This window comes from Actinoallomurus oryzae, from assembly GCF_039541955.1.
Lineage (GTDB): Bacteria > Actinomycetota > Actinomycetes > Streptosporangiales > Streptosporangiaceae > Actinoallomurus > Actinoallomurus oryzae.
The window spans coordinates 1-14,832 of the sequence record NZ_BAABHF010000046.1 but is presented as its reverse complement, the minus strand read 5'-3'; the positions used below and the strand labels follow the sequence as shown (position 1 = coordinate 14,832).

At 66.9% G+C, this 14,832-nt stretch carries 16 protein-coding genes and 2 pseudogenes; 10 read left to right on the top strand and 8 right to left on the bottom strand.

Annotated features, from left to right (window positions below; translation table 11 throughout):
• Positions 1-45: 45 nt before the first annotated feature.
• The 4 genes and pseudogenes from ABEA10_RS36300 to ABEA10_RS36290 form a co-directional block, all read right to left on the bottom strand.
• Positions 46-399 (bottom strand): annotated as a pseudogene (locus ABEA10_RS36300) (SDR family oxidoreductase); the annotation flags it as partial.
• A gap of 51 nt (positions 400-450) precedes the next feature.
• Positions 451-536: pseudogene (locus ABEA10_RS51380) on the bottom strand (3-hydroxybutyrate dehydrogenase); the annotation flags it as partial.
• 11 nt (positions 537-547) lie between these two features.
• Positions 548-1,417 carry a VOC family protein gene (locus ABEA10_RS36295; protein ID WP_345471830.1) on the bottom strand — a complete coding sequence of 290 codons (870 nt, stop codon included), beginning with the start codon at positions 1,415-1,417 and terminating at the stop codon, positions 548-550.
• Positions 1,418-1,424: 7 nt separating this feature from the next.
• Positions 1,425-2,243 carry an alpha/beta fold hydrolase gene (locus ABEA10_RS36290; RefSeq protein ID WP_345471828.1) on the bottom strand — a complete coding sequence of 273 codons (819 nt, stop codon included), beginning with the start codon at positions 2,241-2,243 and terminating at the stop codon, positions 1,425-1,427.
• Between the two features lie 223 nt (positions 2,244-2,466).
• Here ABEA10_RS36290 and ABEA10_RS36285 point away from each other — a divergent pair, with 223 nt between their 5' ends.
• On the top strand, positions 2,467-3,309 hold the full coding sequence (locus ABEA10_RS36285) for an oxidoreductase (RefSeq protein WP_345471826.1): 843 nt from the start codon (positions 2,467-2,469) through the stop codon (positions 3,307-3,309).
• Positions 3,309-3,923 (top strand): TetR/AcrR family transcriptional regulator, encoded by a 615-nt coding sequence (locus tag ABEA10_RS36280; RefSeq protein ID WP_345471824.1) that lies wholly within the window; start codon positions 3,309-3,311, stop codon positions 3,921-3,923. Before ABEA10_RS36285 ends, ABEA10_RS36280 begins: the two co-directional genes overlap by 1 nt.
• Positions 3,924-3,989: 66 nt before the next feature.
• Here ABEA10_RS36280 and ABEA10_RS36275 read toward each other — a convergent pair whose 3' ends face one another.
• Positions 3,990-4,616: a M14 family zinc carboxypeptidase gene (locus tag ABEA10_RS36275; RefSeq protein ID WP_345471822.1), complete on the bottom strand. Its 627-nt coding sequence runs from the start codon at positions 4,614-4,616 to the stop codon at positions 3,990-3,992.
• Positions 4,617-5,108: 492 nt separating this feature from the next.
• Between ABEA10_RS36275 and ABEA10_RS36270 the strand changes: the two genes are divergently transcribed.
• Positions 5,109-5,639, top strand: coding sequence for a DUF732 domain-containing protein (locus ABEA10_RS36270; protein WP_345471820.1), 531 nt, complete (start codon positions 5,109-5,111; stop codon positions 5,637-5,639).
• Positions 5,640-5,805: 166 nt separating this feature from the next.
• Here the strand turns inward: ABEA10_RS36270 and ABEA10_RS36265 are convergent, their stop codons facing one another.
• On the bottom strand, positions 5,806-6,384 hold the full coding sequence (locus ABEA10_RS36265; protein WP_345471818.1) for a hypothetical protein: 579 nt from the start codon (positions 6,382-6,384) through the stop codon (positions 5,806-5,808).
• A 187-nt stretch (positions 6,385-6,571) separates the two neighbouring features.
• On the opposite strand from ABEA10_RS36265, the gene ABEA10_RS36260 reads away from it, so the two are divergent.
• The 4 genes from ABEA10_RS36260 (at position 6,572) to ABEA10_RS36245 (ending at position 9,323) form a co-directional block, all read left to right on the top strand.
• Positions 6,572-7,231, top strand: a complete 660-nt coding sequence (locus ABEA10_RS36260) for a TetR/AcrR family transcriptional regulator (RefSeq protein WP_345471816.1) — start codon at positions 6,572-6,574, stop codon at positions 7,229-7,231.
• Positions 7,228-7,896 (top strand): ATP-binding cassette domain-containing protein, encoded by a 669-nt coding sequence (locus tag ABEA10_RS36255; RefSeq protein ID WP_345471814.1) that lies wholly within the window; start codon positions 7,228-7,230, stop codon positions 7,894-7,896. The genes ABEA10_RS36260 and ABEA10_RS36255 overlap by 4 nt, the downstream gene beginning before the upstream one ends.
• Positions 7,883-8,686 carry a hypothetical protein gene (locus ABEA10_RS36250; RefSeq protein WP_345471812.1) on the top strand — a complete coding sequence of 268 codons (804 nt, stop codon included), beginning with the start codon at positions 7,883-7,885 and terminating at the stop codon, positions 8,684-8,686. Before ABEA10_RS36255 ends, ABEA10_RS36250 begins: the two co-directional genes overlap by 14 nt.
• A 406-nt stretch (positions 8,687-9,092) precedes the next feature.
• Positions 9,093-9,323, top strand: a complete 231-nt coding sequence (locus ABEA10_RS36245) for an Lsr2 dimerization domain-containing protein (RefSeq protein WP_345471810.1) — start codon at positions 9,093-9,095, stop codon at positions 9,321-9,323.
• Positions 9,324-9,740: 417 nt separating this feature from the next.
• Here ABEA10_RS36245 and ABEA10_RS36240 read toward each other — a convergent pair whose 3' ends face one another.
• A complete protein-coding gene (locus ABEA10_RS36240) occupies positions 9,741-10,070 on the bottom strand; it encodes a MerR family transcriptional regulator (protein ID WP_425551009.1) in 330 nt (109 codons plus the stop codon).
• Positions 10,071-11,002: 932 nt separating this feature from the next.
• Here ABEA10_RS36240 and ABEA10_RS36235 point away from each other — a divergent pair.
• From ABEA10_RS36235 to ABEA10_RS36225, 3 genes are all read left to right on the top strand, one after another.
• On the top strand, positions 11,003-11,206 hold the full coding sequence (locus ABEA10_RS36235; protein ID WP_329252751.1) for a cold-shock protein: 204 nt from the start codon (positions 11,003-11,005) through the stop codon (positions 11,204-11,206).
• A gap of 332 nt (positions 11,207-11,538) precedes the next feature.
• Positions 11,539-12,951 (top strand): DEAD/DEAH box helicase, encoded by a 1,413-nt coding sequence (locus ABEA10_RS36230; protein ID WP_345471804.1) that lies wholly within the window; start codon positions 11,539-11,541, stop codon positions 12,949-12,951.
• Between the two features lie 182 nt (positions 12,952-13,133).
• Positions 13,134-14,150, top strand: coding sequence for an acyl-ACP desaturase (locus ABEA10_RS36225; protein WP_345471802.1), 1,017 nt, complete (start codon positions 13,134-13,136; stop codon positions 14,148-14,150).
• Between the two features lie 421 nt (positions 14,151-14,571).
• Here the strand turns inward: ABEA10_RS36225 and ABEA10_RS36220 are convergent.
• A partial coding sequence (locus ABEA10_RS36220) for an STAS domain-containing protein (RefSeq protein WP_345471799.1) occupies positions 14,572-14,832 on the bottom strand: 261 nt, incomplete at its 5' end.

The window sequence follows — 14,832 nt, the reverse complement described above, 5'->3', positions numbered from 1 at the left end:
TGCTCTATGAATGGGCCGGGGCTCTCACCGGCCTCGGTACGCCGGTCAGGAGGCGGACCATCCGCCGTCGAGCACCAGCCGGATGCCGGTGACGGAGGCGGCCTCCGGTGAGCACAGGTACGCGACCGCGCCGGCGACTTCGTCGGGCTCGATGAGCCGTTTCACCGCCGACCGCGCCAGCAGGACCTCCGAGACCACCTCGTCGATGCCGAGGCCGTGGACCTCTGCTTGGTCCGCGAGCTGCCTTTCGACCAAGGGGGTGCGGACATAGCCGGGGCACACGCAGTTGCTCGTGACACCGTGGGCCGCGCCCTCGAGCGCGATGACTTTCGAGAGCCCTTCGAGGCCGTGTTTCGCGCTGACGTAAGCGGATTTGCACGCGCTGGCCCGGATGCCGTGCGTGCCGCACCGTCCGCGTCGACGTCGCACACCACCACGTGGGCGCCCAGAGCGGCGAGCCGGCCCGCCACCGCCGCACCGATGCCGCTCGCGGCGCCGGTCACCACGGCGCGCCTGCCCGACAGGTCGGAGACCATCGGCGTGTCCATCACGAGGCCGGCGAAGCGAAGGGGTTGGCATCGGCGTGGTGGTGCCCCCAGACGTCGGAGACCCCGAAATCATGCGGAATCCAGTCGTCACCGACCTCGATGCCGCCCCAGCCGATCTCGAGGTGGAACCCGCTGGGGTTCTTGACGTAGAAGGAGACGGCCTTGTCGTTCATGTGCCGGCCCAGGCTGATCGAGATCGGCACTCCGTTGTTCTGAGCGCGGTCATAGGCGCGCCCGACGTCGTCGAGGCAGCCGTGTTCGAGCTCGAGGTGATGGATCGAGGCCGATTCCGCGTGCGCCAGCGCGATGCTGTGGTGGGTGGAGTTGCAACGGAAGAAGTAGAGGCCCGGCGCGCGGTAGTCGGTCAGCCTGAACTCGAGCACCGATTCGTAGAGGTCGCGAAGCTCGGCGAGCTTCGGGGCGGCGAGGACGAAGTGACCGAGACCGATGACGCCGCGGCCCGTGCCCGCCGGGCGCGCGGCGCGCGTGCGGACCTTCGTCTCGCCGAGTACGAGCTCCACGCGGTATCCGACCGGATCGGTGAACCACCGGAATCGCGTGGCGCCGCGCAGCCCCGCCTCGGTCGCCGCCCCTTCCGCGACCGCGTAACCGGCGTCTGTCAACCGGCCGGTGAGCCTGTCGAGTTCGCGTGGTGAGTCGACGATCCACCCCACCTGCTTCGGCCTGTCCTCGGCGGCGGGATGCAGCGCGAGCCGGTACTTGAACTCGTCCAGCTCGGCGAGGGCCACCTTCTCGCCGCCGGCCTCCTCGGTCGTGACGCCGACTCCCAGAGTGCGGCCGAGCAGGTCGGCCCAGGCGTCGACGTCGGTGACGTCGAGGCCGACGTACCCCAGTTTGCGAATGCCCATGACGGTCTCACTCCTTCGGCGTGACACCCGCGGCGGCGCGCGTCAGGAACTCACGAACGATGTGGTTGAACTCGGGCTCGCGCTCGTACTGCACCCAGTGGCGGCAGTTCGGCAGCACCCGCAGTTCGGCATCGGGGATGCCGTTGAGGATCTTGGGAGCCCAGCTCAGCGGCACCGTCTGGTCCTCGCGTCCCCACAGCAGCAGCGTGGGCGCGCCGATGAGACCCAGGTCCGGTGTCAGGTCGCCGAAGTTCGGGGGGACCGGCAGCTCGGGATGCGCCCGCAGGCTCGACTCGTATCGCTCGTCGATGAGGGCGTCGGTGGCCAGGGTTTCGTCGTACACCATGAGGTGCACGAACCGGCTCATCGCTTCCCGTGAGGGTTTCTCCGCCGCCATGTAGCCGAAGAGGTGCTCCAACCCGACGGGCCACGGCGGTGCGTCCGTGGGAAGCACGCCACCGGGCGCCATGAGGACGAGCCGGTCGACCATGTCGGGGTTGCTGATGGCGATGCGCATCGCGACGGCGCCGCCGTAGGAGTTGCCGACCAGATGAGCCCGGTCGATCCCGAGCGCCGTCATGGCCCGGACGACCCGGTCGGCCGCGTAGAAGATCAGCGGCTCATCCGTCGCGGGCCGCGGGGAACGGCCCCACCCGGGAAGATCCACCACGATGTTGCGGAAGTCGTCGAAGGCCGGGAGGTTCGCGCCGAAGTTGCTCATCCCCGTGGCGCCCGGCCCGGAGCCGTGCAGCCATACGACGGGAGCGCCCGCTCCGGACTCGGTGTAGGCCAGCTCGAGATCCCCGACATCCAGCGTGCTTGTCACAGGAGCACCATCCTTATGTATGTAACGCTCACTATACAAGATCAAATTCGCTCGCGACAGGGGCGACCGAGTGGCGGCGGTCGCTGATCAGGTGATCTGCATCCGCGGTCGCGAGCGAGGGCCCGAGCCCGGAAATCTACACAGTGATGATAAAAATCGACGTCGTGTAGAGTCTGTGGTGAGGGAGCAACCCGGCTCCTCGGGAGTCTCCTCTGGAGGAGCGATGCAGAACTGGCTCATCACCGGCGTCAGCACGGGCCTCGGCCGTGCCTTCGCCCAGGCCGCCCTGGCCGCCGGGCACACAGTCGTCGGCACGGTCCGTTCCGAGGAGGACCTGCGGGCCTTCGAAGGGATCGAACCCGGGCACGCGCACGGCCGCGTCCTGGACGTGACGGACGACGACGCCGTCTCGAATGTGATCACGGAGGTGGAGCAGAGCGTCGGCCCCTTGGACGTCGTCATCGCCAACGCCGGCTACGGCCTGGAGGGCATCTTTGAGGAGACCCCGCTGGCCGAGGTGCGGCGGCAGTTCGAGGTCAACGTATTCGGGACAGTGGCCACCCTGCAGGCGACGCTGCCCCACATGCGCCGGCGCCGCCGCGGACACCTGCTGGCCGTCACCTCCATGGGCGGGCTCATGGCCGTGCCGGGCATGTCCGCCTACTGCGGCAGCAAGTTCGCCCTGGAAGGCATCCTCGAGGCACTGGGCAAGGAGGTCGCACAGTTCGGGATCCACGTGACGGCGATCGAGCCCGGCTCCTTCCGCACCGACTGGGCCGGACGGTCCATGACACGCGCCCCGCAGACCATCGACGACTACAACGCGTTGTTCACCCCCATCCGTGCAGCGCGGCAGAAGGCGAGCGGGAACCAGCTGGGCGATCCGGCCAAGGCCGGAGACGCCATCGTGCACATCACGTCGGTCGACCGGCCGCCGGCCCACCTCGTCCTTGGCTCGGACGCGCTACGACTGGTCACCGCCGCGCGCACGGCCGTGGACGAGGACATCCGCGCGTGGGAGACGCTCTCCCGCACGACCGACTTCCCCGAGGGCGCTCAGCTCTGATGCCCGGCCACCACCACACGCGAAGCCGACGCACCACCGAACGCAAGGGCGATGCCCGGGAGCGGGCCATCCTCGACACCTGCGAGGCCCTGCTGGCGCAGAAGGGCTACGAGGCCATGACCGTCGGCGACATCGCCCAGGGCGCCGGCATCACACGCGGCGCCCTGTACTTCTACTTCGGCTCCAAGCAGGAAGTGGTCACGGCACTCGTGGCCCGGACCGTCGAGCACCTGTGGGAGCGGTCCCGGGCCACCGCGCAGGCCGACGAGCCACGCCAGGCCATCGAAGCAGCCATGCGGCGCACGGTCGAGCTGTGGAACGAGCACGGCCTGGTCATGCGCACGGCGATCGACCTGTCGTTGACCGTGCCGGAGATCGGCGAGCTGTGGAGCCACACAGCGGTCTTGTTCATCACGGCCATCACCGCCGTCCTGGAACGCGCCGGCATCCAGCCCGGCACCGAACCAGAACAAGCCTCAGCGATGGCGAGCGCCCTGTGCTGGATGATCGAGCGAACCTTCTACCACGCCTCGCAGGAGTCCCGCGAGGAGTTGCAAAGAGCATCCGCGACCTGCGAACACATCTGGCTGACCAGCGCCGGTCTGACCACCTGAGTCCGGCTGCGACGAATCTTCCCTGACATGTTCGCATTCGCCGACGCGCGGCTCCTGACCGAATACCTAGCCAGAGTCGATGATCGTCCGAATGGCCGCGACATAGCGCCGTACGCTCGTTGTGGACAACGGGCCGGGGGGCAGCTCGACCACGAACGCGCTGTTCGCAACGATCGTGTTCTCCCAGCGAGTGGCGCTCCCCGCATGGACGGTCAGTGAGCGCTCGGGTAGCCCCACCTGACGAGCGAAACGCCGCTCGATGGCCTTTGGTCCCTGCGATGTGTCGACCACGGCCATGGGCTGGTGGAACCAGATCCCCACAGTCGGCCTGACCCTACGGATCAACGCAGCCACCAAACGAGACTCGGGTTCCGATAATGGCCCACCACCTGCGAAGTCAACTGATCCAGGCGGCCCCAGAGGCTGCCACTCGGCGGGAAAGTTCCGATTGAAATCAACGCCGTGGGCGTTGCCCCGCGTCTGAGCCGCCATCCCGTCCGGGTTCATGACCGGGATCACCCACAGATCGGCGTTGGCCGGAGCAGGGCCGGCCGTCAGAGCATGAGCGACCGCGACACCCGCTGATTCGTCTCCGTGAATGCACCCGACGATCAGCACTCTTCTGGGGCTGGCCGGATTCCCGAGTTCATCGGCGATGACAAAGCGCCCGCCGACCGACCGTCCCAGCGCCACAGCACGCCGGACCTTCGCGGATCGAGGGGTGGCCCCCTGAGCGGACAACCGTTCCGGTGGCTTACCGGCGCCACTGGACGCCGTACACGCTGCCATCGATGACAGCGCCAGCGCGAGAGCCAGCGGCCAGATCGCGCAACCGCGGCGGGGCGGCAGGCGGAGCGCTACTCGTCCATCGCCCACGATCACGGCAGTACCCAGAAGGTGCACCGAAATGACATTCCCGACATGTCCTTGTCGTGCCCCGCGCGACTCGAACGTTACGAGTACTCATCCAGAACGTCCATGCGGTCGAATGTAAGTTCGACTCTTAGCCAAGAAAAATTTACCTTTTTGGCAGCCATCCGCGGGTTTATCGGGACTTTCGACCCTATCCGTCAACCACCGGCCAACATCATGATTGATTGCGGTCCGAACCACATAGCGATGTCGGCGAATCCGACTCATGCCGCAAAGAGGCGCGCCGAGCATCCAGTTACAGGGGTCGCCATCATGGAGAAGGAAGCATATTTCCGCCCTAGAGCAGGGTGCATTCTTGCCGCATTTACATCACTCCTCGCCGCGATGTTCATCGCAGGCACAGCATCAGCCCAAACAGGAACTGATCATTCGTTCCTGGCAGCAATTTCAAGGGCCGGAATCAATGCACATGACCAGCAGGGAGCCATCGATGTCGCCAGACGAGTCGCCGAAATGGCCGACTCCGGCGCCGGCGACGAAGCACTACGCCAGCCCGTAAAGGACTTCAACGTCGCAGACGACCACGTCGACTCATTCGTCGCCGCATCAATCGCAGCCTACGCGCCGTACACACAGGATAACGCGTTTTTGGCAGGTATCCAGAAGGTTGGAATCAATGCACACGACCAGCAGGGAGCCATCGACGTCGCCAGACGAGTCGCCGAAATGGCCGACTCCGGCGCCGGCGACGAAGCACTACGCCAGCCCGTAAAGGACTTCAACGTCGCAGACGACCACGTCGACTCATTCGTCGCCGCATCAATCGCAGCCTTCGGGTCCTAGCACTGCGCAGGCGCGGCCGTCGGCCCCGGCCATGACTATCCCAACCAGCCGAGAGGACACCGGCCACGCTCCGCGGATCAATGGTGGAGACGGCCGCTGATTTCGGACGCATCGCGCGCCGTTGCCCGGTTCCGGCGCGCGGATCCGGGCAACGGCGCGTCAGGGCTCAGCCCGTTACGGGCAGGTCCGTCGGGACCGGAGTCGGAACCGGCGCCGGGCTCGTTGGGGTTGACGGCGACGCGCTCGGGGTCGCCGTCGGCGTGGACGCGGTGCTGGTCGGCGACGGCGTGGGGTGGCCCGTGCTGCCGCACTTGACCCAGAAAACCTTCTGCTTGGCCCGGCCGTTCTCACCGTTGAACGTCCAGTACAGCTTGTAGTGCCCGTTGGGAAGCTTGAGGTCGTTCGTGCGGCCGTGGCCGTCTTGGCCGAGGGGCAGCGTCCCGTGCAGCACCTCTGTCCGGTTCCCGGTGGGCGGCCAGGAGACGATGCGCCAGGTGACCTGCTGGCCGCCGTCGAAGTGGAAGCCCACGAGGTAGAAGCCGCAGACCTTCGGCTCATTGCGCGGGTCGTCCGGCGGAGTGGTGGAGCGGTGGATCTTGACCGTTCCGTTGTCGCCCTTCGGCGAGTGCGCGGTGGCCCGGACGGTGGCGCCGGCGGTGCCCAAGCCCAGGACGGCGAACGCGGCACCTGCCGCGACCAAGGTCGCGATACTCGCCCGGGCGTAGAACATGCGTGATGGTGGCAAAGCTAGGACTCCATCGAGGTAAAGAGATGATTTCTTGGCGGGGAGTGGAGGCGCGGCCACCCGCGTAAGGCAGCCCTTCCCCGCTAGTTGACCGTCGTCGGGCCCGGCCGTGTCACCGATCCCACGGGTGACCCGATCCGAATCATTGCACTAGACAAAGATTGAACGGCTGTTTAGAGTAATAAACGTGCGTTCAATCTCAAATGACCGGACCACGCGGGCAGTCATCCGTGATGAGGCGTTGCGGCTGTTCGCCGCGCATGGCCCCGATGCGGTGACGGTGCGGCAGATCGCGACCGCCGCGGGAGTGTCGCCCGGGCTGGTCATCCATCACTTCACCTCGAAGGAGGGACTGCGCGATGCGGTCGATCAACACGTGCTGGCCACGTTCGAGGTGATGCTCGGCGAGATGACCACGGGGGCGGGCCCCGAACTGTTCGACCCGGCCGCCACCGGTTCGCTGACCGAACTGATGGCTACACATCTGCCGCCCGCATCTCCGATCCCTGACTACCTGCGCCGCCTGCTACTGAGCGACACCGAAGCGAGCCGGGTGCTGTTCCGCCGTTTGTTCGACGTCAGCCAGGCCACACTGGCCGCTCTGGCGCAGGCGGGGCTGGCCTCCCCAGGCCGGGACCCGGCCGTGCGGGCGGCCCTCCTGCTGGCCAACGACCTGGCCGTGCTGCTGTTGCGCGACCGGCTGGCCGATGCGCTCGGTGTCGACCCGCTCTCCCGCGAGGGCATGGCCCGCTGGGCGGGTGAACTGCTCACCATCTACGGCGCCGGCCTGCTCGCGCCGCCCGATTCCGGACAGATCTCGAACGAACACGAAGGGGAACGCCCGTGACCACAGCGTCTCCACCAGCGTTGAGGGCCCGCGACGTGCACAAGTCCTATGGCAGGCATCAGGTCCTGCGTGGCGCCGATCTGACCGTCGACCCCGGGCAACTCGTCGCGGTCGTCGGCGAGAACGGCGCCGGCAAATCCACCCTGCTGAAAGCCCTCGCCGGAACCCTGGCCACCGACAGTGGCCGGATCGAGGTGTCGGGCACTCTCGGCTACTGCCCCCAGGACCCCGTCGTCAGCGACAACCTCACCGTCGACCAGCACCTGCGCTACTTCGCCGCCGCCCACCACCTGCCCGACCTGCGCCGCGGCAACGAGCTGATCGATCGGCTCGGCTACGCACAGTACCGCCACCAGGCCGCCGGAGCCCTCTCAGGCGGCACCCGGCAGAAGCTGAACCTCACCCTGGCACTGCTGCACGATCCGGACCTGCTGTTGCTGGACGAGCCCTACCAGGGCTTCGACTGGGACACCTACCTGCGGTTCTGGGACCTCGTCTCTGATCTGCGCGCCCGCGGAAAGGCGATCGTCATCATCACTCACCTGGTCTTCGAACAAGACCGCTTCGACCAGCTCGCCGACCTCACCAGCGGCCGTCTCACTCCTCGCCCGGCCAACCTCCGGCAGCCCGGCCAGACCACCGAGGACGACCATGTCCGCCATTGAACTCCGGTCAGGCGGCACGCCGGCCGCCTACCGCCCGTTCCCCACCGCGCTCAAGTTCTCGCTACGTAACCAGACCCGGAATCGTCTCGCCGCCATTCTGCTCGTCGCGTTCGTGCCCATCTGGTACCTGCTGATGATCGCCATGGCCGGTCACAAACCGCTCAACTTCCGCATGTACGCCACCGGGCGGATGCTGTCGGTCGACGGCGGCCACCTGAGCTTGATCTCCGCAGGCCTCAACGCGCTATCCATGATCGTCGGGTTCACGGTGTTCGACGCGATCCGTAAGACCCTGAGGTTCGACCGGCGGCTGGTCTTCGCCGGTTACCGCCAGAGCACGCTCATCGCCGCCAAGACCCTCGCGACCGCGACCATCGCGGCGGGCGTCGCCGCGTACGCGGCGCTGGTCATGCTCGTCTTCTGGCGGCCCGGTCCCGCCGGCTGGCTGGCCGTCCTCGGCGGGTACACCGTCATCGCCCTCACCTACGGAGCCTTCGGCCTGCTGCTCGGTGTCCTGGTCAAAGGCGATCTGGAAGGCTTCTTCCTGATCATCATGGGCGGCCTGTTCGACACCTTCCTGCAGAACCCTCTCGGCAATCCGCTGGCGAACAAGCCGATCCTTGAGTATTTCCCCTCCTTCGGCCCGATGCAGTTCGCGGTCAGCGGCTCCTTCGCCCATACCGCCCTGTGGGGCCATCTCGCTCTCGGCCTCGCCTGGGCCACGGCCTTCGCCCTCGGCGGCCTGATCATCTTCCGCATCCGAACCCGCAGCCGCACACACCCCCGTTGACCACGGCACGAGAACAACGTTCAACGGGCAGGTCACGCTGCCTGAGCCCGTCCTCACCGCCGGGGACGGCGGCGCCCAAGCCATCGTTTCGGGCCGTCCACGGCGAGCCACCACCACGCCGCTCGCATCATCTCGCCCCACCCGGCCGCACGCCACCGTCTGCGCTCTTGCACCCGCATCCCCGATTGGCTCCTATCCGATCAAACCCGCCCAAGCTCACCACAAGCCCTCGCTCGATGCCGCCGATTTAGATGATCTTGTTCCATGAGACTGCCGTAGTCTGAGCCCTGCGCATTCGTTGACCCCCGTTGCGCGTGCGGGAGGTTTCCCTGTGCCTCCCGCCACCTCTGGCGGCGCTTACGACGACCTGCCGGGGTTCGAACCCCTCAAACGGAAAGGCCGGTAGTTGGCAACCAAGACCATCAAGATCGATGACATCGATGGCCGTGACGGAAACGACGTGAGCAAGCGAGACTTCGAGCTCGGCGGCGTGACGTACACCATCGACCTGGGGGACGCGAACTTCGAAAAACTCCAGGAGCTCCTTGACCAGCTCACCCCGTACATGCAGAACGCGGTCAAGGCCAAGGCCGGCCGCGCCCGAAAGAACACGCAGGACACCCCGGCCAGAGCCTGAGACGCGATCGGCCTGATGGTGCCGCCCAGCCGGGACGACCGGTCGGCGCAGCCGCGCGCCGCGAGCCCCACGGCGGAGTGCCCGGCGCGCTGTCGGCCGGCCGCCTGCGACGCACGCCGGCCACGGCCAGTTCGGCCGCGCCCTGGTTAGACACCGGGCCATCATGCGCCTGAGTGGTGGCGCGACTCTTACCCGGCTGAACACCCTCATCGCATACGGGTCACCCCACGGGGCCATCACCGTCCCAGCGGCAGGGGCAGGGAACCAGGGGCGAGTGGACCCGTCGATGGTCGAGGCGCTGTGTCACGGCCGGGGTGCCTGCCCCGGGCTGCGAATCCCCGCAGCCCGGGGCAGAGGCGGTGCGCCGTTCGGCGCGTAAAGATCGGAGGTCGCGGTCTGGTGACGGACTCGGGGTGCTCAGTGGTCTTGGCGCATCTCGGCGTTGAGCCGTTGTGCTTCTTGGAGTTGGTCTTCCAGGATGATGATGCGGCAAGCGGCATCCAAGCCGATGCCCTCATCAACAAGTTCGCGGGCGCGGGCGGCCAGGCGGAGCTGGTAGCGGGAGTAGCGGCGGTGACCACCGGCCGAGCGTTGCGGCGTGATCAGTTTCGCCTCGTCCAGGCTGCGCAGGAATCCCGGCGTCGTGCCGATCATCTCCGCGGCACGGCCCATGGTGTAGGCGGGGTAGTCCTCGTCATCGAATTTGTCGGTCTTCTTGTCGGACATGGGCTGCTGGGCTGGATCCATCCGCACCTTCCACATCATGAGGGCCCCGGTGCCGTAGCACCGGGGCCCAGGGTTTAGGAATCAACACCATCTACCGGCGATGACGCCGGCTTGTCGTATCCGCACCAATGGCCTGAAGCGCCAGATAGTGCGGGGATCGCGTAAGCGTGACCGAAGACCACCTCTCGTTCGGATGGGACTGCGGTACCCGCCCGGCGAAAAACAGCCAGTAGCGGGCGATCCGACGGCGTATGACCCTCCCCTTCTCCTCTGATCTTTCTCTTACCTTTCCTTCGGCCGCGACCTTCTGGGACCTGCGAACCTCGCCCCAGCGCGTCCAACGGCCCTCGTCACCGCCCGGAGCCACCTACCGTTACTCGGCCCCAGCGCACCTGACGTCCTGCTCTTCATCTCACGGGCAGTTCGTCATCTCCCGTGCCTCTGCGATGTTCTCTTCACTTGCGACACCAGGAACACTACCCAGCTGCACAACGAATGTCTACCTCCGTCACAGCAGATTTTCTCGTTCAGGAAGTCAAGACACACGGCTCCAGGGCAGGGACCCGGCAGCCGGCGGTCTACGCGCGGTCAGCCCGCCGACGATCGCTCCGACGGCGACGGGTCAGCCCCGTGAATCGCCCGGCGTCACCACCACACAGGCTTCGTCAGCGTGCGCGCCTTGCGCTCGCAAAGCTCGCGATCTTCGCGTCATTCGTTTTCAGGGGAATGCCGGACATCCGTCCTCGTCGGCGGACTGGCGACCTCGCTTGCGTGCTCTATCTACCGGTGGTAGGCTCAAGCGGTTGCAGTTGTGGTTCCCATAGACTTTATGTGCGCCTGCTGGTACTCACCTCAGGCGCTTTTTGTTTCACCGGAGTCATCCGGGGGGGTCATTACAGCGACGCGAGGCTCGCAGAGTGCGGGCTCCGTCAACGCCCCCGGAAGGAACAGACATGGCTACCGGCACCGTAAAGTGGTTCAACGCAGAAAAAGGCTTCGGTTTCATCGAGCAGGACAGCGGCGGCGCCGATGTCTTCGCCCACTTCTCCAACATCGCGGCTCAGGGCTTCCGCGAGCTGCAAGAGGGCCAGAGGGTCAAGTTCGATATCACGCAGGGCCAGAAAGGCCTCCAGGCGGAGAACATTCTTTCTGTCTGAATAATCACGCGGTATATCGCAGGGCTCGTACGGGAAGTTCCGGGCTCTGCCTGTTGGCCTGGTAATTTTCGTTCCCAGATAACGACGGCTGTCATCCAGGGTGCGGCCCTTTGGCGGAAATCCGCCACACGGATGCCGCAGGCTGGTGCAGGCCAGCTGACTCCGGCCTTCAGCGCCCTTCCGCGAAGGGGCATCAGCCGTCTTCATGCCGTTCCTCTGCGGCTTCGGCGCTTGCTTCGCGGCTCACTCACTTCGGTTCGTTCTTGCGATCGCTTCAAGCCAATGAGCTGCGAAGCCTTCCGCGAAACGGGCCGCTTCAGGAAGGCTTACGCATGCCCCATCCCACCCGTCCGTCCCACCGTCGCTCCGTCCACTCCCGTACCAGGGCTTCGCGCCAACCGGCCACCCGGGGGCAGAGCGACTTCGCATCCCCTGTGAGCTCTACGCCTCCTCTCCCCCCGGCCGCGTCGTTCGCCGAGCTGGAAATGCCGGCGGCCCTGCTGTCCACATTGACCCGGCAGGGCGTGACGGAACCGTTCCCCATCCAGGCCTCGACCCTGCCGGACGCGCTCAACGGCCGCGATGTCCTCGGCCGCGGCCGTACAGGATCCGGAAAGACCCTCGCATTCGGCCTGGCGATGCTCGCTCGAAGCGCCGGCCGACGCGCTGAGCCGCGTAAACCGCTGGCCTTGGTACTGGTCCCCACCCGAGAACTGGCCCAGCAGGTCACCGACGCCCTCGCCCCCTACGCCAAGTCCGTCGGCCTTCGATCGGCCACCGTCGTCGGCGGCGTATCGATCTCGCGACAGGCCGCCGCTCTCAAACACGGCGCGGAGATCCTGGTCGCCACCCCGGGACGGCTCGCGGATCTGATCAACCGAGGCGCCTGCAAGTTGGACCACGTACGCATCACCGTCTTGGACGAGGCGGATCAAATGGCCGACATGGGTTTCCTGCCGCAGGTCACCGCGCTGCTGGACCAGGTGGCCCCGGAGGGCCAGCGGATGCTGTTCTCCGCGACCCTGGACCGCAACGTCGACCGTCTGGTCCGCCGCTTCCTCACCGACCCAGTGACCCACTCGGTCGACCCGTCGGCGGGAGCGGTCACCACCATGGAACACCACCTGCTACAGGTCACGGAGGCGGACAAGCACGACACGACCGCACACATCGCCGCCCGCGATGGCCGCGTCATCATGTTCGTCGACATGAAGCACGCCGCCGACCGGCTGGTCCGCAAGCTCCTCACGGGAGGTATACGCGCCGCCGCACTGCACGGAGGCAAGTCCCAGCCGCAGCGTAACCGCACCCTGGAGCAGTTCCGCACCGGAGACGTCACCGTACTGGTCGCCACCAACGTCGCCGCGCGCGGCATCCACATCGATGGGCTGGACCTGGTCGTCAACGTCGATCCGCCGGGCGACCACAAGGACTACCTGCACCGGGGCGGCCGCACCGCCCGCGCCGGCGAATCCGGCACCGTGGTCACCTTGGTCCTGCCCACCCAGCGCCGCGAAATGGACCGGATGATGGCCACCGCCGGCATCACCCCGCAGTCCACGCGAGTGCGGTCCGGCGATGTCGAACTCAGCCGCATCACCGGTGCCCGCACGCCCTCCGGCATCCCCGTCACCTTGCCCTCTCCCGCCACCGCAGGCCCCCGGAACGGCGGCTCCGCGCCGGGCCGTCGCCGTGCCAAGAACCGCCGCTCCCCGCGAGTCGCGGCCCGCGCCGCCGGCTCCTGAAGACGTTCACCGAGCCGGCCGCCTACGAGGAACTTCGCGCCGGCCCCTCGCCTTTCATCGCACCGGTCATTCCACCGCGGACGCCGGCGGGTCTACGTACCCGCCGCGGCAGTACGGCGCCGCGCTCCGGGCACGGCGTCGTTTACGGCGACACCGGCCATGGGGAGGGTGGTCTCCAGGGGATGAAGATCACCGATGCCGCTCCGCAGGCGCCGTTCATGCCACGATTTGGGGGATCAATGCCGTACACGTCCGGGCCGAAGACGACGTTCGAGCTGCTCACCGAGCTCGAACCCGTCGTCGCAGCCGAGCTCGACCGCCATCTGGCCACGGCGAAGGAGTGGTTCCCGCACCAGTACGTGCCCTGGAGTCTCGGCCGCGATTTCGATGGCCCTTTGGACGGCGACCCATGGTCGCCCGAGGATTCCACCATCTCGCCTTCCGCGAAGGAAGCGCTGGTCGTCAACCTCCTCACCGAGGACAACCTGCCCGGCTACCATCGCGAGATCTCCACCATCTTCGGGCGTGACGGCGCATGGGGTACCTGGGTGGACCGCTGGACGGCCGAGGAGAACCGGCACGGAATCGTCATCCGCGACTACCTGACCGTCACACGAGCCGTGGACCCGGTCGCGCTCGAACGGGCACGTATGAGGCACATGCAGGGCGGCTACCAGGCCGACCACGGCGACAAGATGCTCCACGGCCTCGCCTACGTCTCTTTCCAGGAACTCGCGACACGCGTCTCTCACCGCAACACCGGCAAGGCCTCGGGAGACCCCGTATGCGAGCGGTTGCTGGCTCGCGTGGCCGCCGATGAGAACCTGCACATGCTCTTCTACCGCAACCTGCTCACTGCGGCGTTCGAAATGTCCCCGAACGCGACAATGCGCGCCGTCACCGACGTTGTGACCAGCTTCCAGATGCCCGGCCACACCATCGACGACTTCCTGCGTAAATCCGTCGCCATCGCACGCGCCGGCATCTACGACCTGCGCATCCACCTCGACGATGTCGTACTTCCCGTCCTGCGGCAATGGCGGGTCTTCGAACTGGAAGGCCTGAACGCCGACGGAGATAAGGCACGCCAGGAACTGTCAGAGTTCCTGGACCGGCTGGATACGGCGGCCACCCGATTCACCGAACGCCGAGCACGACGTGACTCGGACGAGGAGCGCTCCGGCTCGCCCATGCTCTGATCGCAGCATCGCCACGTTGTCGGGTCCGCCAGGTCGAACGTCGGGCCAGAGAAGAAATGGGCTCACGCTCCGTTGCGCCGGGCCTGCTTTTTTCTGATGGCGAGTACGACCTCCTCGACGTGACGTCCGCATACCGGATCCCGGGAGTGGCGTCCGCCGAACCAGTTCGTCTCCACGACGAGGTCCGCAGGCTCACCGCACAGGCACTCACGTGGGGCTGCCGGATCAGCCGGCACGACATGCGGTCGCCCCGAGGACGTCTCGGCCATGTAACCCCACCGGTGAAGCACTTCCTCAGCGGACATTCTCGCCTCGGCGCTCTTGACGCGCGGTGTCGTGGCGTTCGCGCTTCCGTGCACCTGGTCCGCGGGCGTGGGACGCTCCGCTCTCGGCGGCCATGGATCGGGGCTGTCGGCGGGGGTCATGCGATGGCCAGGCCGCTGGAGCGTCCCAGGCCGCGGCGTGCCGCGGTGAGAGTGGGATACATGGTGAAGGCATGGTCGAGGCCGTTGACGCACAGCAGTTCGCTCACCTCATGGCTGGGCTCGGAGATGGCGACGATGACACCGCGCAGCCTGGCCCGGCGTTGCGCACCGACCAGCATGGCCAGCCCGGAGGCATCGCAGTAGGAGACGCCCGACAGGTCAACGATGATCGGCACGGTGGCGTCATCCACGATGTC